This window comes from Curtobacterium sp. YC1 (genome assembly GCF_016267665.1).
GTDB lineage: Bacteria > Actinomycetota > Actinomycetes > Actinomycetales > Microbacteriaceae > Curtobacterium.
In genome coordinates, this window is record NZ_CP066341.1 from 1891471 (window position 1) to 1914966 (window position 23496).

The 23496-nt window shown below is 73.1% G+C and carries 18 protein-coding genes and 1 tRNA gene; 8 read left to right on the forward strand and 11 right to left on the reverse strand.

Annotation, left to right across the window (positions count from 1 at the left end; genetic code table 11):
- Nucleotides 1-13: 13 nt before the first annotated feature.
- The 8 genes from prfA to argS form a co-directional block, all read right to left on the reverse strand.
- Nucleotides 14-1096: a peptide chain release factor 1 gene (gene prfA / locus I8920_RS08895; RefSeq protein ID WP_198656022.1), complete on the reverse strand. Its 1083-nt coding sequence runs from the start codon at nucleotides 1094-1096 to the stop codon at nucleotides 14-16.
- Nucleotides 1097-1099: 3 nt separating this feature from the next.
- Nucleotides 1100-3331, reverse strand: coding sequence for a transcription termination factor Rho (gene rho, locus I8920_RS08900; RefSeq protein WP_198656023.1), 2232 nt, complete (start codon nucleotides 3329-3331; stop codon nucleotides 1100-1102).
- Between the two features lie 182 nt (nucleotides 3332-3513).
- Entirely contained in the window at nucleotides 3514-4434 is a 921-nt protein-coding gene (gene thrB, locus I8920_RS08905) for a homoserine kinase (protein ID WP_232832705.1), read from the reverse strand.
- 104 nt (nucleotides 4435-4538) lie between these two features.
- Nucleotides 4539-5618: a threonine synthase gene (gene thrC, locus I8920_RS08910; RefSeq protein WP_198656024.1), complete on the reverse strand. Its 1080-nt coding sequence runs from the start codon at nucleotides 5616-5618 to the stop codon at nucleotides 4539-4541.
- A 72-nt stretch (nucleotides 5619-5690) separates the two neighbouring features.
- The gene (locus tag I8920_RS08915; protein ID WP_198656025.1) at nucleotides 5691-6998 is read right to left on the reverse strand and encodes a homoserine dehydrogenase; all 1308 of its coding nucleotides are present in this window, start codon (nucleotides 6996-6998) and stop codon (nucleotides 5691-5693) included.
- A 42-nt stretch (nucleotides 6999-7040) separates the two neighbouring features.
- On the reverse strand, nucleotides 7041-8531 hold the full coding sequence (locus I8920_RS08920) for a diaminopimelate decarboxylase family protein (RefSeq protein WP_198656026.1): 1491 nt from the start codon (nucleotides 8529-8531) through the stop codon (nucleotides 7041-7043).
- A 55-nt stretch (nucleotides 8532-8586) separates the two neighbouring features.
- Nucleotides 8587-9345 (reverse strand): DUF2993 domain-containing protein, encoded by a 759-nt coding sequence (locus I8920_RS08925; protein ID WP_198656027.1) that lies wholly within the window; start codon nucleotides 9343-9345, stop codon nucleotides 8587-8589.
- Nucleotides 9346-9666: 321 nt separating this feature from the next.
- Nucleotides 9667-11289 carry an arginine--tRNA ligase gene (gene argS / locus I8920_RS08930; RefSeq protein ID WP_372454464.1) on the reverse strand — a complete coding sequence of 541 codons (1623 nt, stop codon included), beginning with the start codon at nucleotides 11287-11289 and terminating at the stop codon, nucleotides 9667-9669.
- Nucleotides 11290-11396: 107 nt separating this feature from the next.
- Between argS and I8920_RS08935 the strand changes: the two genes are divergently transcribed.
- From I8920_RS08935 to I8920_RS08950, 4 genes are all read left to right on the forward strand, one after another.
- Nucleotides 11397-11966, forward strand: coding sequence for a hypothetical protein (locus I8920_RS08935; protein WP_198656029.1), 570 nt, complete (start codon nucleotides 11397-11399; stop codon nucleotides 11964-11966).
- 157 nt (nucleotides 11967-12123) lie between these two features.
- Nucleotides 12124-12195 (forward strand) — tRNA-Arg (locus I8920_RS08940).
- 248 nt (nucleotides 12196-12443) lie between these two features.
- Nucleotides 12444-16328, forward strand: coding sequence for a Pls/PosA family non-ribosomal peptide synthetase (locus I8920_RS08945; RefSeq protein ID WP_198656030.1), 3885 nt, complete (start codon nucleotides 12444-12446; stop codon nucleotides 16326-16328).
- Nucleotides 16329-16354: 26 nt separating this feature from the next.
- A complete protein-coding gene (locus I8920_RS08950; RefSeq protein ID WP_232832706.1) occupies nucleotides 16355-17698 on the forward strand; it encodes a M1 family metallopeptidase in 1344 nt (447 codons plus the stop codon).
- Here I8920_RS08950 and I8920_RS08955 read toward each other — a convergent pair.
- The gene (locus I8920_RS08955) at nucleotides 17695-17964 is read right to left on the reverse strand and encodes a helix-turn-helix domain-containing protein (protein ID WP_198656031.1); all 270 of its coding nucleotides are present in this window, start codon (nucleotides 17962-17964) and stop codon (nucleotides 17695-17697) included. The two genes, I8920_RS08950 and I8920_RS08955, sit on opposite strands and share 4 nt — an antisense overlap.
- Before the next feature lie 32 nt (nucleotides 17965-17996).
- Between I8920_RS08955 and map the strand changes: the two genes are divergently transcribed.
- Complete coding sequence (gene map, locus I8920_RS08960; RefSeq protein ID WP_198656032.1) at nucleotides 17997-18764, forward strand: type I methionyl aminopeptidase; 768 nt, start codon at nucleotides 17997-17999, stop codon at nucleotides 18762-18764.
- On the opposite strand, the gene I8920_RS08965 is transcribed toward map, so the two are convergent.
- Together I8920_RS08965 and I8920_RS08970 are read right to left on the reverse strand one after the other, a co-directional pair.
- Nucleotides 18748-19323, reverse strand: coding sequence for a 4'-phosphopantetheinyl transferase family protein (locus I8920_RS08965; RefSeq protein ID WP_198656033.1), 576 nt, complete (start codon nucleotides 19321-19323; stop codon nucleotides 18748-18750). The genes map and I8920_RS08965 overlap by 17 nt on opposite strands.
- A gap of 33 nt (nucleotides 19324-19356) precedes the next feature.
- A complete protein-coding gene (locus tag I8920_RS08970; RefSeq protein WP_198656034.1) occupies nucleotides 19357-19560 on the reverse strand; it encodes a hypothetical protein in 204 nt (67 codons plus the stop codon).
- A 209-nt stretch (nucleotides 19561-19769) separates the two neighbouring features.
- Between I8920_RS08970 and I8920_RS16295 the strand changes: the two genes are divergently transcribed.
- From I8920_RS16295 to I8920_RS08985, 3 genes are all read left to right on the forward strand, one after another.
- The gene (locus I8920_RS16295; RefSeq protein WP_198656035.1) at nucleotides 19770-21764 is read left to right on the forward strand and encodes a TPM domain-containing protein; all 1995 of its coding nucleotides are present in this window, start codon (nucleotides 19770-19772) and stop codon (nucleotides 21762-21764) included.
- 106 nt (nucleotides 21765-21870) lie between these two features.
- A complete protein-coding gene (locus tag I8920_RS08980; protein WP_198656036.1) occupies nucleotides 21871-22599 on the forward strand; it encodes a PspA/IM30 family protein in 729 nt (242 codons plus the stop codon).
- 44 nt (nucleotides 22600-22643) lie between these two features.
- A complete protein-coding gene (locus I8920_RS08985; RefSeq protein ID WP_198656037.1) occupies nucleotides 22644-23465 on the forward strand; it encodes an arginase family protein in 822 nt (273 codons plus the stop codon).
- Nucleotides 23466-23496: the final 31 nt, after the last annotated feature.

Below are 23496 nucleotides of genomic sequence, written 5' to 3' on the forward strand. Positions count from 1 at the left end.
CGGGCCTCCAGGCCTAGGCGTCCTGGTCGCCGATGGCGGCCAGACGTGCCTCTTCGTCCGCCTGGATGGCGGACTGGACGACGGGCTCGAGCGCACCGTTCATCACGCGGTCCAGGTCGTACGCCTTGTACCCGGTGCGGTGGTCCGCGATGCGGTTCTCCGGGAAGTTGTACGTGCGGATGCGCTCCGAGCGGTCCATGCCGCGGATCTGCGACTTGCGCGCGTCCGAGGCGATGGCGTCGAGCTCCTCCTGCTGGCGCGCGAGGATGCGGGCGCGCAGGACGCGCATGCCGGCCTCGCGGTTCTGCAGCTGCGACTTCTCGTTCTGCATCGCCACCGTGATGCCCGTGGGCAGGTGGGTGATGCGGACCGCGGAGTCCGTCGTGTTGACGGACTGCCCGCCGGGCCCGGAGGACCGGTAGACGTCGATCTTCAGGTCGTTCTGGTTGATCTGGACCTCTTCGGGCTCGTCCACCTCGGGGAACACCAGCACGCCGGTGGTCGAGGTGTGGATGCGCCCCTGCGACTCGGTCGCCGGCACCCGCTGCACGCGGTGCACCCCGCCCTCGTACTTCAGGTGCGCCCAGACGCCCTGCGACGGATCGGTCGTGTTCGACTTGATCGCGACCTGGACGTCCTTGTAGCCGCCGAGGTCGGACTCGGTGCGCTCGAGGAGCTCGACCTTCCAGCCCTTCGTCTCGGCGTAGTGCGAGTACATGCGCAGCAGGTCGGCCGCGAACAGCGCCGACTCCTCGCCGCCCTCGCCGCCCTTGATCTCCATGATGACGTCACGGCCGTCGTCCGGGTCGCGCGGGATGAGCAACCGCCGGAGGCGCTCCTGGCGCTCCGCCAGCTGCTCCTCGAGCGCCGGGACCTCGTCCGCGAACGCCTCGTCCTCGCGTGCGAGTTCCTGGGCGGCGGCGAGGTCGTCCCCCGCCGCCTGCCAGGACTCGTACGCCGACTTGATCTGGTTGAGCTCGGCGTAGCGCCGGTTCACCTTCTTCGCCCGGGCCGCATCGGCGTGGAGCGCGGGGTCCGACAGCTGCTGCGTCAGGTCCTCGTGTTCCGCCAGCAGCCCTGCCACCGACTCGAACACGCGTTACTCCTGGTGGCCGTTGCCGTGGTGACCGTTGGTCGCCGGCACCGACTTCTGGATCTGGACCAGGAACTCCACGTTCGACTGCGTCTCCTTGAGGTTCCGCAGCACGACGTCGAGCGCCTGCTGCGTGTCGAGCCCGGCGAGGGCGCGACGGAGCCGCCACGTGATCGTGACCTCGTCGGCGGAGAGCAACTGCTCCTCGCGACGGGTGCCCGAGGCGTTGATGTCGACCGCCGGGAAGATCCGCTTGTCGGCGAGGTGCCGGTTCAGGCGGAGCTCCATGTTGCCGGTGCCCTTGAACTCCTCGAAGATCACCTCGTCCATCTTGGAGCCGGTCTCGACGAGCGCCGTGGCGAGGATGGTCAGCGAGCCGCCGTCCTCGATGTTGCGCGCGGCGCCGAAGAACCGCTTCGCCGGGTAGAGCGCGGCGGAGTCGACGCCACCGGAGAGCACGCGGCCCGACGGCGGCGTGGACAGGTTGTACGCACGGCCCAGACGGGTGATCGAGTCGAGCAGCAGCACGACGTCGTGGCCCAGCTCGACCAGGCGCTTGGCACGCTCGATGGCGAGCTCGGCGACCGTCGTGTGGTCCTCGGCGGGACGGTCGAAGGTCGAGGCGATGACCTCGCCCTTCACCGAGCGCTGCATGTCGGTGACCTCTTCGGGCCGCTCGTCGACGAGGACGACCATGAGGTGCGCCTCGGGGTTGTTCTTGGCGACGGCGTCGGCGATGGCCTGCAGCACGACGGTCTTGCCGGCCTTGGGCGGCGAGACGATGAGGCCGCGCTGGCCCTTGCCGATCGGCGACACCAGGTCGATGATGCGGGTCGACAGCTTGCCGGGTTCCGTCTCGAGGCGCAGGCGCTCGTTCGGGTACAGCGGGGTCAGGTCGGTGAAGTCGACGCGCGCCGCTGCCTCGTCGGCGGTCTGGCCGTTGATCGACTCGACGGCGACGAGCGCGTTGTACTTCTGGCGGCTCTGCTGCTCACCGTCGCGCGGCTGCTTGATCGACCCGACGACTGCGTCGCCCTTGCGCAGGTGGTACTTCTTCACCTGGCCGAGGGACACGTAGACGTCGCTCGGGCCGGGCAGGTAGCCGGTGGTGCGGACGAAGGCGTAGTTGTCGAGGACGTCGAGGATGCCCGCGATCGGGATCAGGACGTCGTCCTCGGTGACCTCGGGCTCGAAGTCGTCGTTCTGGCCGCCACGGCCGCGCTTGCGGTCGCGCTGGCGACGGCTGCGGCCGCTCTCGGCCTCGTCGGCGTGCTGTTGCTGCTGCTGCTTCTGCTGACCGCTGGTCTGCTGCTGCTTCTGGCCGCCGTTCTGCTTCTGGTCGGCCTTGTCGTCCTGCTTCGCCTCGGCCTGCTTGGCCTGGCCGTTCTGCTGCTCGGCCTGCTGGTTCTGCTGGCCGTTCTGCTTCTGGCCGCCGTTCTGCTGGCCGCCGTTCTGCTGGGCGTTCTGCTGACCGGCGTTCTGGTCGCCGTTCTGCTGCTCGCCGTTCTCGGCGTTCTGCCCACGACCACGACCGCGACCGCGGCTGCGGCGACCGCGGCGCGAGCCGCCCTCGCCCTGCTCGGCGTTCTGGTCACCGGAGTCGTTCTGGTCCTGCTCGGACTGGTCGGACTGGGCCGCGGAGGTCGGGGCCTGCGCGTCCTGCTGCTCGGCCGAGGCCGGCGCCTGCGACTGCTGGGCCTGCTGCGGCTGCTGGGCCTGCTGGTCGGCGTTGCCACGACCGCGGCCGCGACGCTGGGAACCGGTCTGGGCGGCCTCCTGCGCGTCCTTCTCGGCACGCACCTGGTCGAGCCCGGCGAGCAGGTCCTCGGTGCCGGTCTGGCCGTGGTTCGTGTGCTCGGCGGCCGAGGTCGGCGCGGCGTTCACGGTGCCACCGGACGACGCGCGGCGCGAACGACGGGCACGGCTGGGGGCTGCGGACTCGGCGGGTGCCTCGGGGTCGGCGACGGGTGCCTCGGCAGCGGGCTGCGCGGGGGTCTCGGCGGGCTCCGGCAGGGTCGGCTGCGCGGTGGCGGCCGGCTCGGCGGGGCTCTCGGCGACGGGTGCCGGGGTCTCGTCGGCGACGGGGCGCTTGTCCTCGATGGAGGCGATCAGGTCGCCCTTGCGGAGCTTCGAGAGCCCGGTGATGCCGAGCGAGGAGGCGATGCGCTGGAGCTCCGGCAGACGGAGGGCGCGCAGATCGCTGGGGATCTCCACCTGGGCGGAGTTGTTGTCGGTCAAGGTCGGTGTTTCCTTTCGAACCGCAGAACGCGGAGAGTTTCCACCGTCCCGGATGCTCCGGTGAGCATCGACCGCCGTTCAGACGACGGATCGGGATTCGGTGATCAGAAAGAGATGCACACTCGCGCACCGGACCCTGCGACGTCGTCGGAGCGGTCCTGGAGGACGAGCAATCCGTACGGTTACGCGGGTTCGGCTTCGAGCGCCGAGTGCGCTGCCACTGTAGCACCACCGAGATCGACGGCCAGCATGAGGGGCCGCCAGTCGGATTCGGCGTGTCGCTGCACCAGGTCGGCCGCGGTCAGGCGCTGCGCCGGGTCGCTGCCGAGCACGAGCAGGCTCGGCCCAGCACCGGACACGACCGCGGCGAGCCCGTGCTGTCGGAGCAGTCGGATCAGGCCGTCGGTCTCCGGCATGGCGCTCGCGCGGTACGCCTGGTGCAGGCGGTCCTCGGTGGCGGCCAGCAGCAGCTCGGGGCTCTGGATGAGCGCCGCGACGAGCAGGGCGGACCGGGAGACGTTGAACGCGGCGTCGGCGTGCGGGACCTGCTCGGGCTGCAGGGAGCGGGCGAGCTTCGTCGACAGGGTCGAGGTCGGCACGAACACCACGGGCGCGACACCGCGGTGCACCAGCAGCCGCTTGTACGCGGGGCCGTCCGCCGTCATCCACGCGATCGTCAGGCCGCCGAACAGCGCCGGGGCGACGTTGTCGGGGTGCCCCTCCATCTCGGTGGCCAGGGTCAGCAGCGTCGAGGCGTCGAGGTCCGCGACACCGTCGAGCAGTCCGCGCGCCGCCATCAGGCCGGCCACGATCGCCGCCGCGGACGACCCGAGGCCCCGACCGTGCGGGATCGCGTTGGTGGCGTGCAGCTCGAGCCCGGGCTGCGGGACGCCGGCGTGCTCGAGGCCGCGACGGATCGCCCGCACGACCAGGTTCGTGTCGTCGGTGGCGACCTCGCCGGCGCCGACGCCGTCGACGGTCACCGTCGCGCCCGGCTCCGGGCGCACACGCACCACGACCTCGTCGTACAGCGACAGCGCCAGGCCGAGGGAGTCGAAGCCCGGGCCGAGGTTCGCCGAGGTCGCCGGGACGCGGACGCGCACCGCCTTCCCCGACGCGAGCGCCCGGTCAGCGTGGACCGCCCGTCCGGCCGGTACAGCACTGTGGGCGGTGATGCCCTCCCCCGGTCCGGACGAGCGGTCGGCGCTCACTGCTCGCTGACCAGTCCGAGCACGTCGGCGATCGACTTCGTGTCGACCGGCACGCTCGTCGGGGTGACCTCGCCGCCGTCCTGCGTGCGCAGGGCCCACTGCGGGTCCTTCAGGCCGTGGCCGGTGACGGTGATGACGACCGTCGCGCCCTTCGGCACGATGCCGGCGTCGGCGCGCTCGAGCAGACCGGCGACACCGATGGCCGACGCGGGCTCGACGAAGACGCCGACCTCGGCCGACAGGATGTGGTGCGCGGCGAGGATCGCCTCGTCGGAGATCGCACCGAAGTAGCCGTCGGTCTCGTCGCGGGCCTCGAGGGCAAACTGCCACGACGCCGGGTTGCCGATGCGGATCGCGGAGGCGATGGTGTCCGGGTGGCGGACGACCTCGCCGCGCACGATCGGCGCGGAGCCGGCGGCCTGGAACCCGAACATCCGGGGCAGCTTGGTGCTGCGCCCGGCGGCGACGTCCTCGCGGTACCCGCGGGAGTACGCGGTGTAGTTGCCCGCGTTGCCGACCGGCAGGAAGTGGAAGTCCGGGGCGTCGCCGAGCACGTCGACGACCTCGAACGCGGCGGTCTTCTGCCCCTCGATGCGGTCGTTGTTGACCGAGTTGACGAGGTGCACCGGGTAGTTCGCCGCCAGGTCGCGGGCGATGTCGAGGCAGTCGTCGAAGTTGCCCTGCACCTGCAGCAGCTGGGCGTCGTGGGCGACGGCCTGGCTGAGCTTGCCCATCGCGATCTTGCCCTCGGGCACGAGCACCGCGGCGGTGATGCCGGCGTGCGTGGCGTACGCGGCGGCCGAGGCGCTGGTGTTGCCGGTCGAGGCGCAGATGACGGCCTTCGCGCCGTGCTCCACGGCCTTCGAGATCGCCATCGTCATGCCGCGGTCCTTGAAGGACCCGGTCGGGTTCATGCCCTCGAACTTGACGTAGACGTCCGCGCCGGTGCGCTCGGACAGGCGCCGGGCGGGGATGAGCGGCGTGCCGCCCTCACCGAGCGTGACGACGGGCGTCGCCTCGGTCACGTCGAGTCGGTCGGCGTACTCGCGCAGGACTCCCTGCCACTGGTGGGCCATCAGGCTTCTCTCTCTGTCCGGTGGTTCGGTCTGGGTGGGGCTCGGTGGTCGGTCTGGAGGCCCGTGGGCGCGTCAGGCGCCGACGATCCGCAGGACGCTGGTGACGTCCAGGACGACGTCCTCGTCGCCGAGGGCGACGACCGTGTCCGCGAGGTCCGCCTCGCGCGCCAGGTGCGTGCCGATGACGAGCGTGGCCGTTCCCTCGGCGGTGCCGGTGGTCGTCTGCTCCACCGTCTCGACGCTGACGCCGTGCTTCGCGAGCACGCCGGCCACCGTCGACAGCACGCCGGGGGCGTCCGCGACGTGCAGCGTGATCTGGTAGCTCGTGCGCACCGCGCCGATCGGGAAGACGGGCAGTTCCGACTGCGTCGACTCGGCGACGCCGGGACCGCCGATGACGTGCCGACGAGCGGCGGACACCAGGTCGCCGAGCACCGCGGAGGCCGTCTCGACGCCGCCGGCGCCGGCGCCGTAGAACATGAGGTCGCCGGCGGCCTCGGCCTCGACGAACACGGCGTTCTTCGCGCCGTGCACGCTCGCGAGCGGGTGTGCCTCGGGCACGAGTGCCGGGTAGACGCGGGCGCTGACGCCCTCGCGGCCGTCGTCGTCGGTCAGCCGCTCGGCGGTCGCCAGGATCTTCACGACGTAGCCGGCCTTGCGTGCGGCGCGGACCTGGTCGATCGTGACCGAGGTGATGCCCTCGCGGTGCACGGCGCTGAGCGGCACCGAGGTGTGGAACGCCAGCGAGGCCAGGATCGCGGCCTTCTGCGCGGCGTCGTAGCCCTCGACGTCGGCGGTCGGGTCGGCCTCGGCGTACCCGAGCTCGGTCGCGGTCGCCAGAGCGTCCTCGAACGTGGCCCCCTCGCGGTCCATCAGGTCGAGGATGAAGTTCGTGGTGCCGTTGACGATGCCCATGATCCGCACGATGCGGTCCCCCGCGAGCGAGTCGTGCAGGGGGCGGATGATCGGGATCGCACCGGCGACGGCGGCCTCGTAGTACAGCTGCGCGCCGACCTGCTCGGCGGCGGCGAAGAGCTCCGGGCCGTGGGTCGCGAGCAGGGCCTTGTTGCCGGTGACGACGTCCGCTCCGGACTGCAGCGCCTGCAGCACCAGGGTGCGCGCCGGCTCGATGCCGCCGATGAGCTCGACCACGATGTCCGCGCCGAGGATGAGCGACTCGGCGTCCGTGGTGAAGAGCTCCTTCGGCAGGTCGACGTCGCGGGGCGCGTCGATGTCGCGCACGGCGATCCCGACCAGCTCGAGGCCGGCACCGGCTCGCGAGGCCAGTTCGTCGCCGTGCTCGAGGAGGAGCCGCGCGACCTGGGATCCGACCGAGCCGGCCCCGAGCAGCGCGACGCGGACGTTGCGGTATTCGATCATCTGGTGGTTCCTGTCATCGGGCCGGGCCCGTCGGGTCGGGGGTCAGTGGCCGCTGCCGTCGAGGGGCACGGGCACGACCCCGGTGTCACGGGCGAGGAGGTCGTCGATCGACTCGCCCCGCACGAGGATACGGGCTGCGCCGTCGGCCACCGCGACGACCGGCGGGCGACCGACGTGGTTGTAGTTGCTCGCGAGACTCCAGCAGTAGGCACCGGTCGCGGCCACGGCGAGCAGGTCGCCGCGCTGCACGTCGCCGGGCAGGTACTCGTCGTTCACGACGACGTCGCCGCTCTCGCAGTGCTTGCCGACGACGCGGGTCAGCACCGCGGGGGCGTCGGAGGTCCGGGCGAGCCGTGCCGTGTAGTCGGCGCCGTACAGCGCCGGGCGGGCGTTGTCGCTCATGCCGCCGTCGACGGACACGTAGGTGCGGGTGGCGGCCTTCGCGGTCGGCGCGTCGGCGGCGAGGGCGTGGTCCTCGGTCGCGAGCACCTGCTCGGTCCCGTCGGACACGGGCGGGTCGAGTTCCAGCGTCACGGGCTTGATCGTGCCGACCGAGTACAGCGTGATGCCGGCCGGACCGACGATGTACCGGCCGGGCTCCACCGCGATGTCGGGCACCGGGATGCCACGCTCCGCGCAGGCCTCGGCGACGATCGTGGCGAGGGCCTCGGCGACGTCCTCGGGTTCGAACGCCGAGTCGGCCTCGGTGTAGTCGATGCCCCAGCCGCCGCCGAGGTTGAGCTCCGGCACCGGGCCGGTGGCCACGAGGGTCGCGTGCACGTCCATCAGGCGCCGAGCCGCCTCGCGGAACCCGGACTCGTCGAAGATCTGCGAGCCGATGTGCGAGTGCAGTCCGACGAAGGCGAGCGAGGGCTCCGCGCGCACGGCCTCGGCGACCGCAACGGCCTCGGTGAACGGGATGCCGAACTTCTGGTCCTCGCGCGCCGTGGCGAGGTACTCGTGGGTCGATGCGTGCACGCCGCTGTTGATGCGGATGCGCACCCGCTGCACCACACCGGCCTCGGCCGCTGCCCGGGCGACGCGCCCCACCTCTTCGTGGCTGTCCAGCACGAGCGTGCCGACACCGACCTCGACCGCGCGGGCGATCTCGGCGTCGGACTTGTCGTTGCCGTGGAACCCGAGCCGGCCCGGGTCCATCCCGCCGGCCAGGGCGACCGCGAGCTCACCACCGGTGCAGACGTCGACGCGCAGGCCCGCCTCGGCCATCCACGCCACGACCTGCGTCGTCAGGAAGGCCTTGCCGGCGTAGTAGACGTGCGCGTGGCTGCCGATGCGCTCGAAGGCCTCGGCGAACGCGTTCCGCACGCGGACGGCGCGGGACTGCACGTCGCGCTCGTCGACGACGTACAGCGGCGTGCCGAACCGTGCGACGAGGTCCGTCGCGCTGACGCCGCCGATCGCCATCGTGCCGTCGTCGGTCCGCGTCGCGGACGCGGGCCAGATGCGGTCCACCAGTCCGGAGGCGTCCGTCGGGAACCGCAGCCGCGGCGGTGCAAGGGGGTTCTCGCTCACGGGACCCGATCCTACCGACGCGAGCCGCGCCTCCCGGCCGTGTGACGCGACGGGGTCACCCGCAGCTGCCGACGGTGCGCAGACCGTCCTCGGTGAGCGGCAGCGAGTCGGCCGTGATGCGGACCGTCGCGTCCGACCTCGAGACGTCGAGCGAGCGCACGCGCAGCGCCTCGGGCAGGAACTGCGCCGTGCAGACCTGCACCGGGACGCCCGTGACGCCGGGGATCGAGTCGACCTTGAGCCCGAGGTCCGAGTTGGTGATCCGGACGCTCTCCGGGGTGATCGTGATGCCGCGGCCGTCGTCCTGCGCGACCACGCCGCCCTTCGCCGCGTAGGTGATGTCGTAGCCGAGCACGGCGGTCGAGCCGGACAGCTCGACGCCGTCGTCGACGAGGGTCAGCCGGTCGAACAGCGGGCTGTACTTCGCCAGGTCCTTCACGCTGGTGGACGCCAGGGTGACGGTGCCGTCGACGTCGCGGACCTCGCCCTGGCCGTCGACCGGGACGTCTCGCGCGGTGACGTCGGCGGCGAGCGGGATGCCGTCGACCGTGAGCTCGGCCGAGGAGATCTCGACGCGGTCGAGCGTGCCGCTGATGAGCTGCGGGATGACGACGCCCTCGGCGTGGGCGTCGACCTGCCCGGTCGTGCCGTCCGGCAGCGACTGCTCGACCTGCTGGGCGATGACCCGGTCGACGACGCCGCGCAGCACCAACTCGGCGATCACGACGAGGGCGGCGAGCACGACGACGACCACGAGCAGGACGACGGGCCAGCGGCGACGGCGGGCGCGGGGGCGGTCGGCGGCGAGGGACATGCGTCCCACCCTGCCAGCCCGTCCCGGCAGGCCGCCTGGAGGCGCGGGCGCCGAGGCGCGGGGGCGGGCGCGGGCCGGGGCCTGAGGGCCGGGGCACGCCGGGGGGCGCCGGGGCGGGGCGCGGCGGCGCGCGACGGCGGGCGCGCGCGCTCGGTCGCGCCCCGTCACGGTCGTTGCGCCCCGGCTCACCGGGGCGCGATGACCGTGCGGGGGCGCGACGGCGCCCTGCGCACAACCGGAGTGAGCCCGAACCGCGCGATTGTGCGGCTCGGGCTCACTCCGGTTGTGCGGGGGTGTTCCGCGCCGCTCGAGCGGGCTCGGCTACATGCGGGCGGGGGCGCTCACGCCGAGCAGACCCAGGCCGTTGCGGACGACCTGCCCCGTGGCGTCGTTCAGCCACAGGCGGGTGCGGTGCAGGTCGGTCACGGGCTCGTCGCCGAGGGGCGTGACGCGGCAGGAGTCGTACCAGCGGTGGTACAGCCCCGCCAGCTGCTCGATGTACCGGGCGATGCGGTGCGGCTCGCGTAGCTCGGCGGCCTGGCGCACCACGCGCGGGTACTCGGCGAGGGCCCCGAGGAGCGCGCCCTCGGAGTCGTGCGTCAGCAGCGAGGCGTCGAACACCGACCGGTCCACCCCGGCGGCCTCGGCGTTGCGGGCCACCGACTGCGTGCGGGCGTGGGCGTACTGCACGTAGAACACGGGGTTGTCGTTCGTGCGCTTGACGAGCAGGTCGAGGTCGATGTCGATCGCGGTGTCGCTGGCGAACCGGACGAGCGAGTACCGACCGGCGTCGACACCGACGGCGTCGACCAGGTCCTCCATCGTGACGATCGTGCCGGCGCGCTTCGACATGCGCATCGGCTCGCCGTCCTTGAGCAGGTTGACCATCTGCCCGATCAGGATCTCGAGGTTCGTGCCCGGCTCGTCGCCGAAGGCCGCGCACATCGCCATCATGCGGCCGACGTAGCCGTGGTGGTCCGCGCCGAGCATGATGAGGTTGCGCTCGAACCCGCGCTCGCGCTTGTCCAGGTAGTACGCCAGGTCGCCGGCGATGTACGCGGGCTCCCCGTCGGACTTGATGACGACGCGGTCGCGGTCGTCGCCGAAGTCGGTGGTGCGGAGCCACTCGGCACCCTCGGCCTCGTACATCACGCCGGCCGACCGCAGCCGGTCGATGGCGCGCTCGACGGCCTTCGACTCGTGCAGCGCGTTCTCGTGGAAGTAGACGTCGAAGTCGACGCCGAAGTCGTGCAGCGACGCCTTGATGTCGGCGAACATGAAGTCGACGCCCTCGCGGCGGAACAGCTCCTGCGCCTCGTCGCGGGGCAGGTCGCGCACGTCCGTCGTCGCGGGCAGGGTCGCGATGACCCGGGCGGCGATCTCGGCGATGTAGGCGCCGCCGTAGCCGTCCTCCGGCGTGGGCTCACCGAGGGCGCTCGCCACCAGGGACCGGGCGAAGCGGTCGATCTGCGCGCCGTGGTCGTTGAAGTAGTACTCGCGGGTCACCAGGGCGCCCTGCGTCTGGAACACGCGGGCCAGGCTGTCCCCGACGGCCGCCCAGCGGACACCGCCCATGTGGATCGGTCCGGTCGGGTTCGCGGACACGAACTCCAGGTTGATCCGCACGCCGTCGTACAGGTCGCCGGCGCCGAAGGCACTGCCGGACTCGACGATGGTCCGCGCGATCTCACCGGCGGCGGCGGCCTCGAGCGTGATGTTGATGAAGCCGGGGCCGGCGACGTCGACCGACGCCACGCCGTCGAGCTCGGTCAGCTCACCGGCGATCTCGGTCGCGAGCTCGCGCGGGTTCGTGCCGAGCCGCTTCGCCAGCTGCATCGCGGCGTTCGAGGCCCAGTCGCCGTGCGCGCGGTTCTTCGGACGCTCGAGCGCCACGTGGGACTCCCCGATCGTCACGGTGTCGGACGCGCCTCGTCGCTCGACGATCCCGGTCAGGATCGACAGGTACGCGGCGGAGAGTTCGGCAGGAGTCACGGGGAGCGAGTCTACCGGGACGCTCAGGTCCCTTCCGGTCGGTGCTGGATCATGTCGTGATGCCCCCACGCAGCCGGACCCGGGCGCGCACCGTCGCCACACTCGCCACCGCAGCAGCCCTCGCGCTCACCGGGTGCGCGGGCGGCGGGGACCGGACGCCCTCGGCGAGCCCGACCCCCGCCGGCACCCCCGTGTCGCAGCGCTGCGCCGAGCTCCTGCCCGCAGACGCCCTGTCGGTGTACGGGCAGACCTTCGCGCTCGACGACTCGTTCGCCCCGGCGGAGGGCTCCCCCGCTGCCACGATCGCCGACCAGCGGGGCCGTGTCTGCCGGTACGTGAGCACCGACGCCGACGCCACCACCGTCACGGTCGCCGTCGCCCACCTGCCTGAGAAGTCGCTCACCAACTTGAAGGACGCCCTGTACGAGCGGGGCGGGTCCGTCCCCACGTACGACGTCGAGGGGTACTTCGCGCTGGACGGCGAGCAGGGTCGCGCCGACGCCTTCGCCGACCCGTACTGGATCACCGCCGAGTCGACGCTCTTCACCGAGCCGGGCGGCGCGCAGCCCGTGGTCGACGCGGTGCGCGCCGCGGTGCAGCCGACCGCCTCCGCCACGCCGACGGGCTGACAGCGGCGCTCCGGCGCACGGGACGCGCGCCGGGACGGACGGGAGGCACGGTGCGGGGCCGTCCCGGGCCTCCCGTCCGCAGGTGGCCGACTCCAGAGCGCGACACGCGCTGTCCGGCACCGCCCGCCGGACCTGCTACGGTTGGTGACACCCCTCGGCCCCCATAGCTCAGGGGATAGAGCACTGCCCTCCGGAGGCAGGGGCGGAGGTTCGAATCCTCCTGGGGGCACTGGAAACTCCCGCGCAAGCAGTTGTCTTCGCTTCGCTCAGTCAGCTGCGCGCGACGTCGCCTGCGGCGACCGATCCCCCGTCGAGGCTTCTCCGGGATCGTGGCGCGTCTCGTGGTCGTGTCTGCTCGGGTGCGAGCTGCGCACGGAGCGTGCCCCGTTGCCGAGCCGCCGGTGTTTCCCGACACGTCACGTGCACCCCCTAGGATCACGGGCCGGTCGTCCCGCACGCGACCGGGAAGAGGCCTCGATGACCACCGCCACCGGGAACCCGCAGCACGAACTCGCGCGCGGCGGGCACGCCCCCGCACCACGGACCCTGTTCGACGTGCTGGCAGCCACCGCCGCGACACACCCGGACGCGACCGCACTCGAGGACCCCGCGGGCACCGTCGACTACGCGGCCCTGCTCGACCTGGTGCGGGCGCAGGCCGACGACCTCGCCCGACGCGGCGTCCGGCGGGGTGACCGGGTCGGCGTGCGGATCCCCTCCGGCGGACGCGACCTGTACCTGTCGATCCTCGCCGTGCTGGCCGCCGGGGCCGCCTACGTGCCCGTCGACGCCGACGACCCCGAGGAACGCGCCACCCTGGTGTTCGGCGAGGCCGGTGTGGTCGGCGTGATCGGTGCCGGCGGGGTCCTGCGGGACCGCGACGGCGCGGAACTCCCGGTGACGGACCCTGCGGCGAGCGCCGAGGTCCCCCGCGAGACCGACGACGCGTGGATCATCTTCACGTCCGGGTCGACGGGTGTGCCGAAGGGCGTCGCGGTGACGCACCGGTCTGCTGCCGCGTTCGTGGACGCCGAGGCGCGGATGTTCCTGCAGGCCGCGCCGATCGGGCCGGGCGACCGGGTGCTGGCGGGGTTGAGCGTGGCGTTCGACGCGTCGTGCGAGGAGATGTGGCTGGCGTGGGGGCACGGTGCGGCGCTGGTGCCCGCTCCCCGGTCGCTGGTGCGGACGGGGGTGGACCTGGGGCCGTGGCTCATCGCGCACACGATCACGGTGGTCTCGACGGTGCCGACGCTCGCGGCGCTGTGGCCGGACGACGCGTTGGAGCAGGTGCGGCTGGTGATCTTCGGTGGCGAGGCGTGTCCGCCCGAGCTGGCGGCGCGCATCGCGAGTCGTGACCGTGAGGTGTGGAACACGTACGGGCCGACCGAGGCGACGGTGGTGGCGTGCGGGTCCCTGCTCGACGGGAGCCAGCCGGTGCGCATCGGGCTGCCGTTGGACGGGTGGGACCTGGCGGTCGTCGACGCCTCGGGGAACCGTGTCGCTCTCGGCGGAGTCGGTGAGCTGGTGATCGGTGGTGTCGGGCTGGGGCGGTACCTGGACCCGGCGAAGGACGCCGAGAAGTACGCGCCGTTCCCCGAGCTCGGGTGGGAGCGGGCGTACCGGAGCGGGGACCTCGTGCGGTACGACCCCGAGGGGCTGGTGTTCCAGGGGCGTGCGGACGACCAGGTGAAGCTCGGCGGCCGTCGGATCGAGCTCGGGGAGATCGACGCGGCACTGCAGGCGCTGGACGACGTCGCCGGTGGTGCGGCGGTGGTGCAGCGGACCCCGGCGGGCAACCAGGTGCTCGTCGGGTACGTGGCGCCGGTGGCCGGGGCGACGGTGGACGTGGCGGCGGCGAACGCGCGGTTGCGCGAGGAGCTGCCGGCTGCGCTGGTACCGCTCGTCGCGGTGGTGGACGCCCTGCCGACGCGGACGTCGGGCAAGGTCGACCGTGCGGCGTTGCCGTGGCCGTTGCCCGGCGCCTCGGACGCGGCGATGCTGCCGGACACCGTGGCGTGGATCGCCGAGCGGTGGTCGGCGATCCTCGGGGTGCCGGTGGCGAGCGTCGACGACGACTTCTTCGCCCACGGTGGTGGGTCGTTGACGGCGGCGCAGCTGGTGTCGGCCATCCGGGAGCGGTTCCCGTCGACGACCGTGGCGGACGTGTACGACCACCCGCGGATCGGTGCGCTGGCGGCGGCGCTCGACGAGTCGGGTCCGGTGGCGGCGTCGGCGCGGGACGTCGCTCCGGTCCCCCCGGCGACGGGGCTGCTCATGACGCTGCTCGGGTTGCCCGTGCAGGTGCTCCGGGGGCTGCGGGTCCTGACGTGGACGGCCGTGGTGGCTGCGGTGCTGCAGGCGACGACGCTGCCGTTCCTGCCGGTGCTGCCCTGGCCGGTGCTCGTGCTCGCGGTGCTGGTGTTCGTGACGCCGATCGGCAAGATGGCGCTGACGGTGGTCCTCGCGCGTCTGCTGCTCGCCGGGGTGCGGCCGGGGTCGTACCCCCGGGGTGGTCCGGTGCACCTGCGGGTGTGGCTGGCGGAGCGGATCGCCGAGGCGGTCGACGGCCCCTCGACGGCGGGTGCGCCGTGGATCAGCTACTACGCGCGGGCGCTCGGGGCGCGGATCGGCAAGGACGTCGACCTGCACACCCTGCCCCCGGTGACGGGCATGCTCACCATCGGCAAGCGGGCGTCGGTCGAGCCCGAGGTCGACCTGGCCGGGCACTGGCTCGACGGTGACGTCTTCCACCTGGGGCACGTACGGATCGACGACGACGCCGTGGTACGCAGCCGCACGACGCTGCTGCCCGGCGCGCACGTCGGTGCAGGTGCCGAGGTCACCGCGGGTTCCGCCGTCGGCGGGCCGGTCCCCGCGGGCGAGCGGTGGGCGGGTGCGCCTGCGGAGCGCATCGGCTCGGCTCGTGACGACCGGGAGGCCCGTCCCCCGGCCCGTCGGCGCTGGCTGCTGGCGTACGGGGCCGGGTCCCTGGCCGTGGCCGGCCTGCCGGTGGTCGGGGTCGCGGTCGGGCTGCTGGTGACGGTCGCCCTGGTCGGGCGGGCACCGACACTGGGTGACGCGGTGCTCCGCGCGCTCGTGACCGTCCCCCTGGCGACGGTCGTCGCCGGCGCGGTGTACGCCCTGCTCGTGGTGGGGTCGGTGCGGTTGCTCGGCATCGGTCTGCACGAGGGCCGACACCCGGTGCGGTCGCGGATCGGGTGGCAGGTGTGGTCGACCGAGCGGGTGCTCGACGCGGCGCGCACGCTGCTGTTCCCGCTGTACGCCTCGCTCGTGACGCCGGCGTGGCTGCGGCTGCTCGGTGCCCGGGTGGGTCGGGACACCGAGATCTCGACGGTCCTGCTCATCCCGGCGCTGACGCAGATCGCGTCGGGGGCGTTCCTGGCCGACGACACCATGGTGGCCACGTACGAGCTCGGTGGCGGACGGGTGCGGATCGGCCGGTCCAAGGTCGGTCGCCGCGCGTTCCTCGGCAACAGCGGCATGACGGGTGCCGGACGCTCGGTGCCGCGCGAGGCCCTGGTCGCGGTGCTGTCCGCCGTGCCGAAGAAGGCCAAGCGCGGGTCGTCGTGGCTCGGGTCGCCCCCGGTGCGGCTGCGGCGCGCCGCGACCGAGTTCGACGAGGCGCGCACGTTCCGCCCGTCACGGCGGCTCAAGGTCGCCCGCGGCTGCTGGGAGCTGCTGCGCCTGGTCGCCCCGATGGTCTCCGCCGCGATCGCCCTCGGCGTCGCCGGAGCACTGCTGGCGCTGTGGTCGGCGGTGGGGATCGGGTGGACGGTGCTCCTCGCCGGGCCGGTGCTCATCGCCGCCGGGGCCGTCGCGGCCGTGGTGTCGACGATCGCGAAGTGGGCGTTCGTCGGCCGGATCACCGCTCGGGAGCACCCGCTCTGGTCGTCGTTCGTGTGGCGCAACGAGGTGCAGGACACCTTCGTCGAGACCGTCGCCCGGCCGTGGTTCGCCGAGCAGGCCACCGGCACCCCCGCACTGGCCGTCTGGCTGCGGAGCCTCGGCGCGACGATCGGCCGCGGCACCTGGCTCGAGACGTACTGGCTGCCCGAGGCCGACCTCGTCACGATCGGGCCGGGCGCCTCGGTCGCGCGGGGCACCGTCGTGCAGACGCACCTGTTCCACGACCGGGTGATGCAGCTCGACACCGTGCGGCTCGACGCCGGCGCGACCCTCGGCCCGCACAGTGTCGTCCTGCCCGCGGCGGGCATCGGCGCCGGCGGCACCGTCGGACCGTCGTCGCTCGTGATGCGCGGCGAACAGGTGCCGCCCGGGTCGCGGTGGTCGGGCAACCCGATCGCTCCGTGGACAGCCGGTCCGACCGCCTCGACGGACTGACCGGCGCCATGCGGTTGACTGGCTCCGTGCCGACCACCGACGACGACGACCCGTACACCCCGCACAGCGGCGACCGACGGTGGAGCGCCGAGCACTACGACCTCCGGCTCGACTACCGGGTCGCCACGAACCGCCTGGACGGCACGGCGACGATCACCGCCCGGGCCCTCGAACCGCTCGACCGGGTCGTGCTCGACCTGCACGGGCTGACGGTCGACCGGGTCGACGTCGACGGGCACCGCGCCAAGAAGGTGTCCTCGTCGACGCACAAGGTGACGGTCACCCCGGCCGCGACCATCGCCGCCGACACCGTGTTCACGGTGCACCTGCGGTACCGCGGCAGCCCACGGCCGGTGCGGAGCCCCTGGGGACCGCTCGGCTGGGAGGAACTGACCGACGGCGTCATCGTCGCCGCGCAGCCGACCGGGGCGCCCTCGTGGTTCCCCTGCAACGACCGACCCGACGACAAGGCCACCTACCGGGTCGAGATCGCGACCGAGGCGGCCTACGACGTCCTGGCGAACGGCGAGCTGCTCGCGAAGGAACGCGACCGCGTCGGCACCCGGTGGACCTACGCCACGACCGAACCGATGGCGACGTACCTGGCGACGGTGCAGATCGGCCGGTACCGCACCACGAAGCTCCGGTCCGGCGACGTCCCCGTCACGCTGCACCACCCCGCCGACCTCGCCGCGGCCGCGAAGACCGACTTCGGGCAGGTGCCGGCGATGCTCGCGCTGTTCGATGACCGGTTCGGCCCGTACCCCTTCGCCGCCTACGGGGTCGTCGTGACCGACGACGAGCTCGAGATCCCGCTCGAGGCGCACGGCCTGGCGGTGTTCGGGCGGAACCACGTCGACGGCGAGCACGGCACCGACCGGCTCATCGCCCACGAGCTGGCGCACCAGTGGTTCGGCAACTCCGTCACCGTCACCCGCTGGCGGGACATCTGGCTGCACGAGGGCTTCGCCTGCTACGCGGAGTGGCTGTGGTCCGAGGAGCGCGGCGCCGACACCGCCGACGCCCTGGCGGAACGGTACCGGCAGGGGCTGCTCGACCAGCCGGAGGACCTGGTGGTCGGCGACCCGGGTGCGCGGGACATGTTCGACGACCGCGTCTACAAGCGTGGCGCGCTCGCCCTGCACGCCGTCCGCCGCACCGTCGGCGACGACGCCTTCTTCGCCGGACTCCGGCGCATCACCGAGGAGCACCGGCACGGGTCGGTCACCGTGCCCGACGTGCTCGGCGCCTTCGCGGACGCGTCCGGCCGGTCCGTGGAGGCCGTCCGCGCCGTCACCGGGCCGTGGATCGACGAGGCCGCTGTGCCGACGCTGCCGGCTGGCCAGCAGTCTCCGCCGCCGGCCGGCTAGCCCGCCAGTTCGCCGTCGGCCGGCTCGCAGCTGACCTCGGTCCACACCGCGTCGAGCGACAGGCCGACCACACCGGCCACCGACGCGATCGTCGAGAACGCCGGCGTCGCGATGCGACCGGTCTCGATCTTCCGGAGCGTCTCCGGCGAGATCCCCGCAGCCAGGGCGGTGTCCACGATCGATCGCGGACCACGGGCACGACGGAGCAGCGCTCCGAGGCGACGACCGCGCGCGACCTCGTCGGGGCGGAGTGGGAGACGGACCATGCCCACATAGTAATACCGGTATGATTATCCGCGTGATCGAGATCCTGACCCCCGCCGAGGTCGACAAGGGCCGTGCCACCGGAGCCCTCGTCGGCACGATCCTGCACACCCTGCGCGAACGCACCCGCGTCGGCACGAACCTGCTCGAGATCGACCGGTGGGCGAAGCAGATGATCGAGACCGCTGGCGCCGACTCCTGCTACGTCGACTACGCACCCTCGTTCGGCCGCGGCCCGTTCGGCCACCACATCTGCACGGCCGTGAACGACGCCGTCCTGCACGGGCTCCCCCACGACCGGGTCCTGGCGGACGGCGACCTGCTCACCCTCGACCTCGCGGTGTCGCTCGACGGCATCGCCGCCGACGCCGCGATCAGCTTCGTGGTCGGCACCCCGCGCCCCGAGGACACCGCCCTCATCGACGCCACCGAACGCGCCCTCGCCGCCGGCATCGCCGCCGCGGGCCCCGGTGCGCGCATCGGAGACCTGTCGCACGCGATCGGCACCGTGCTCGAGGCCGCCGGCTACCCGGTCAACGTCGAGTTCGGCGGCCACGGCATCGGCTCGACGATGCACCAGGACCCGCACGTGTCGAACACCGGTCGGCCCGGTCGGGGCTACACGCTCCGGCCCGGGCTCCTGCTCGCCCTCGAACCGTGGGTGATGGCGGACACCGACGTCCTGGTCACCGACGCCGATGGCTGGACGCTGCGGAGCGCCACCGGAGCACGCACGGCCCACACGGAGCACACCATCGCGATCACCGACGACGGCGCCGAGGTGCTCACGCTGCCACGGTGACCGTGATCCCGCCCGCAGCGACCGCGAGCACCGTGTCGGCGGCGGGGAACAGCACGGTCACCGGGTGCTCGGTCCCCTCGAACACCGCGACGGTGCGCTCCAGGTCCACCTCGACCGCGCACGGATCCACCCGCAGCCCCCGGCCGTCGCGCTTCAGCACCGCCTCCTTGACGGCCCACATCGCGGCGAGCCGCGTGCCGTCACCCCGTGCCCCAGCCCGCTCCCGCACGGTGAACGCGTCGAGCGGGGCAGCAGCGACGCGCGACACCCGCTCGACGTCGACACCGAGCGACGAGGGGCCGACCGCCAGGGCGACCAGGCCGGGCGCGCGGGACAGACTCACCCCGACGGGGACGTCACCCACGGTCGTCCACGGCCGACCGTGGTCGGTGGCGGAGCAGTGCGGGCAGACGCGCCCCCTGCGCACCGCGTCGGTCCCGACACCCGTCGCCGACGCGACGGCGGCGACCAGGGCCTCCCGGTCGGTCGCACGGTCGCGACCCGGCGTCCGCAGGGTCACCGTGACGGTCTGGAGGCGCGACCCACCACCGCGGGCCACGCCCGCCGGTCGGATGGTCGCGCCCAGGGCGGATCAGGCGTGCGTCAGCGCGATGAGCGCGACGTTCATCGTGCTGTACTTCCCCTCGGAACGGGTTGCCTGACGCACCCGCCCGCGCAGGACCTCGTAGCGTCCGTCGTGCTCGCGGACGAAGCCGATGACTCCCGTCGCCGGCGTCGACACGCGGTGGTAGCCGTCCTCGAGCGGGACGACCTCGGTGTTCGTGGTGCGCTCCATCGTTGTTCCCCTTCCGTTCATCGTCGAACAGTGCCATCAGCCTACCCCGGTACGGGGGACAAAGCGTTCACAGGAAGCACGGCACCAAGGGTTCCCCGGGAGTCTGTCCGATCCCCTGTCCGGCCTGGATAGACTCCGGGCGACAGCGCCCTGGTGGCGCGGTCCGGGCGGTACCGCGGGGGTACCGGCCGGCGACGGACGGAGGACGGATGCGAGCGGTCCAGCACGGATCGGGCACGGACGGATCGAGCGGGCGCAGGGGGACAACACGGCTCTGGGGCCGTGTGACGGCGGCCCTCGTCGCGGTGCTGATCGTCCTGGCTCCGGCGGCGACCGCCCACGCCACGCCTCCCGTCGACCTGGGCGGAGCGTACGTCCTCGACGAGGCCGACGCGCTGTCGTCGTCCGAGCAGGCCCGGGTCGAGCAGGCCGTGCAGGACCTGTACGCCGAGACCCAGACGCAGCTGTTCGTCGTGTTCGTGCCGTCCTTCACCGATCCCACCGACCACACCGAGTGGGGCAGGACCGTGCTCGAACGGAACCAGATCGACACCGACGGCATCCTGCTGTCGGTCGCGGTCGACGAGCGCAACTACGACGTCCAGCAGACCAACGAGACCGCGATCTCGGAGTCCGACGTGCAGGGCGCCGTCGACGACTCCCTGCTCCCCGAGCTCAAGCAGAGCGACTGGGGCGGTGCCGCCGTGGCCTTCGCCGACGGGCTGACCCAGTCGCAGGCACCGGTCGACCTGACCTGGCTGTGGATCCTGCTGCTCGTCGTCGTCGTGGGCCTCGTCGTGGTCGTGCTCGTCGTCCGCACCCGCAACAAGCGGCGCACCGCCGAGGCGGACCGGGCGCGAGCGGCATCCCTCGCCGACCTGGAACGCACCGCCGGTGGCGCGCTCGTCACCATCGACGACGAACTCCGCACCGCCGAGCAGGAGGTCGGCTTCGCGAGCGCCCAGTTCGGCCCCGACGCCGCGAAGCCCTTCGCCGACGCCGTGCAGGCCGCGCAGCGCGAGGTCCGGAAGGCGTTCGCGATCCGGCAGCAGCTCGACGACGAGATCCCCGACACCCCGCAGCAGCGCGCCGAGTGGGCGAACCAGATCATCGTGATCTGCGAGCGGGCACATGCCGCGATCGAGGAGCAGACCGAGGCCTTCGACCAGCTCCGGTCGCTCGAGGACGGCGTCGAGGACGCCGCCGCGTCGCTGGCCCGTGCCGTCGCCGAGGCCCCGGCCTCCGTCGGTGCCGCAGCAGCAGCGCTCGACCGCGTCCGGAACCGGTACCGCGGACGGACCCTGGCCACCGTCGCCGACAACGTCGACCAGGCACACCAGGTGCTCGCCTTCGCGACCGAGCGCTCCGACGCCGCGTCCGCCGCGATCGCCGCGGGCGACAAGGGCGAGGCCGTGGTGGCCGTCCGCGACGCCCAGCACGCACTCGCCCAGGTCCAGCAGCTGACCGACGGCGCCGTCGCCGCCGAAGCCTCCTTCGACCAGGCCACCGCCCGCGCCGAGGCCATGCGCATCGACATCGAGGGCGACGTCGCCGCCGCCCGGAGCCTGCGCAGCGGCGGTCCGGACCTCGCCGCCGCGGTGACCCGGGCCGAGGCCGTGCTGCGGCAGGGGCTGGATCCGCAGGACCCGGTCGCCGCCGTCGACGCCCTGACCCGTGCGAACACGGAGATCGACCAGGCCCTCGCGGCCGCGCGGGGCGCCGAGGAGCAGCGCCGACGCGCGACCCAGGCCCTCGACCACACCCTGCGCGACGCCCGCACCCGCATCAGCCAGGCGCGGGACTACGTGTCGCTGCACCGTGGTGGCATCGGCCCGACCGCCCGCACCCGGTTGTCCGAGGCGCAGCGCGCCTACGACGACGCCGTCGAACTCGCCGCGACCGACCCGGGTCAGGCCCTCAACGCGGCCCGCGCCGCCGAACAGTACGCCGCTGCCGCGATGGACGCGGCGAACGACGACATGGGCGGCTGGGGCGGTGGCCCCGGCGCCGGCGGTGGTGGCGGGGCGCAGCTCGGCGGCCTCGTGACCGGACTCGTCCTCGGCGGACTCCTCGGTGGCCGCGGCGGCAGCTACGGCGGCGGCTCCTTCGGGGGCGGCGGCTTCGGGGGCGGCGGCGGGTTCAGCGGCGGCGGGGGCTTCGGTGGCGGCGGGGGCGGCGGCTTCTCCGGCGGCGGCCGGTTCTGACCGGTCGGACTCCCCCGCACCGATCCGACCCGACCCGACCACCGATCGACCACACACGACCTGACCGACCAGACCATCCACAGGACTTCCACGAAAGGGAACAGCAATGGCCAAGCAGACCATCTTCGGACGCATCTCCACCCTCGTGCGCGCGAACATCAACCAGATCATCGACGACGCCGAGGACCCGCAGAAGATGCTGGACCAGCTCGTGCGCGACTACACGAACAACATCGCCGACGCGAAGACGGCGATCGCGCAGACGATCGGCAACGTGCGCCTGCTCGAGCAGGACCACGAGGAGGACAAGAAGGCCGCGGTCGAGTGGGGGCAGAAGGCCGCCAACGCCTCCGCCGCCGCCGCCGACAAGTACCGCGCCGAGGGCAAGGCCTCCGAGGCGGACAAGTTCGACAACCTCGCCAAGATCGCCATCGGCAAGCAGATCGCCGCCGAGCAGGAGGTCAAGGACGCCGAGCCGAACCTGGCGTCGCAGAACGAGGCCGTCGAGAAGCTCAAGACCGGTCTCGCCGGCATGGAGCAGAAGCTCGAGCAGCTGCGCGCCAAGCGCGACAACCTCGTCGCCCGCTCGAAGACCGCCGAGGCACAGTCGCGCGTGAACGACGCCCTCGGCAACATCGACGTGCTCGACCCGACGAGCGACCTCGGCCGCTTCGAGGAGAAGGTCCGTCGCGAGGAGGCCAAGGTCCTCGGGCAGCAGGAGCTGCAGTCCTCGAGCCTCGACGCCCAGTTCGAGAGCCTCGAGGACGTGGGCAAGGACGCCGAGGTCGAGGCCCGGCTCGCCGCGCTCAAGTCCGGCGGCTCGTCGACCATCTGACCGACGCCCTGACGACGCCGGACCCCAGCTGACAGACTGAGACGATGCAGTTCCTCGTGGTCGGTCAGTGGCAGGGTTCGGCGTCGTCGCGCGCGATGCGCCTCGGGGACGGCGCCGCGGCCATCGCCGCCGACCTCCCCCGGGCCGCGACGACCGTGGTCGAGGTCCCGACCGGCGCCGGCGACCGGCTCGAGACCGCCGTCGCGCGGTACACGTCGGTGCTCGCCGTCGCCGAACGCGTCGCCGAGGAGACTGCCGTCGCACCCGAGCCCGTGCTCGTGGTCGGCGGCGACGGGGCGAGCGTCCTCGGCGCGACCACGGCGCTCACCCCGGACACCGCCTTCGTCCGCATCGCCGGCTCCAGCGGCTACCGCGCCCTGAACCGCGCCCAGCCCGTCGCCGCCGAGACCGCCGCCCTGCGCCTGCTGGTCGACCGCCCCGCCGACCTGTTCCCCGGCCTGCCGGTCGTCCCCGCCGCCTCCGTCGTCGTCGCGGGCGTCCGCGGCGTCGAGGAGGCCGAGCGCGCCGCCCTCGACCGTGCCGGTGTCACCCACCTCGACGTCGACGCCGCGACACCGGACGCCGTCGCCGCCGCGGTCGACGCGACCGGGGCGTCCGCCGTGTTCGTGCACGTCGACCTCGACGTCCTCGACCCCTCGGAGGTCGACGGCCTGCTCGAACCGGTGCCGTTCGGCCTGGACGGCGGAGCGCTCGTCGAGCGCATCCAGGCCGCGACCCGCGGCCGCCGTCTGGCGGGTGCCGCCCTGACCGGGTTCGCCCCCGTCGACCCGAGCCGGGCCGTGGACGACCTCGGCGTGATCCTGCGCGTCGTCGGAGCGGTGACCACCGCCTCCCGGACGGCCTGAACCGGCGCCGACGCACCCGGCAGAACCGATG

Excerpts from the sequence above, each read along its gene's own strand:
- I8920_RS16295 (WP_198656035.1), top strand. The coding sequence starts at position 19,770 with ATGCGAGCGGTCCAGCACGGATCGGGCACGGACGGATCGAGCGGGCGC.
- I8920_RS08915 (WP_198656025.1), bottom strand. The coding sequence starts at position 6,998 with ATGATCGAATACCGCAACGTCCGCGTCGCGCTGCTCGGGGCCGGCTCG.
- I8920_RS08935 (WP_198656029.1), top strand. The coding sequence starts at position 11,397 with ATGCCCCCACGCAGCCGGACCCGGGCGCGCACCGTCGCCACACTCGCC.
- I8920_RS08970 (WP_198656034.1), bottom strand. The coding sequence starts at position 19,560 with ATGGAGCGCACCACGAACACCGAGGTCGTCCCGCTCGAGGACGGCTAC.
- I8920_RS08945 (WP_198656030.1), top strand. The coding sequence starts at position 12,444 with ATGACCACCGCCACCGGGAACCCGCAGCACGAACTCGCGCGCGGCGGG.
- thrC (WP_198656024.1), bottom strand. The coding sequence starts at position 5,618 with ATGGCCCACCAGTGGCAGGGAGTCCTGCGCGAGTACGCCGACCGACTC.
- I8920_RS08955 (WP_198656031.1), bottom strand. The coding sequence starts at position 17,964 with ATGGTCCGTCTCCCACTCCGCCCCGACGAGGTCGCGCGCGGTCGTCGC.
- I8920_RS08925 (WP_198656027.1), bottom strand. The coding sequence starts at position 9,345 with ATGTCCCTCGCCGCCGACCGCCCCCGCGCCCGCCGTCGCCGCTGGCCC.
- I8920_RS08985 (WP_198656037.1), top strand. The coding sequence starts at position 22,644 with ATGCAGTTCCTCGTGGTCGGTCAGTGGCAGGGTTCGGCGTCGTCGCGC.
- I8920_RS08980 (WP_198656036.1), top strand. The coding sequence starts at position 21,871 with ATGGCCAAGCAGACCATCTTCGGACGCATCTCCACCCTCGTGCGCGCG.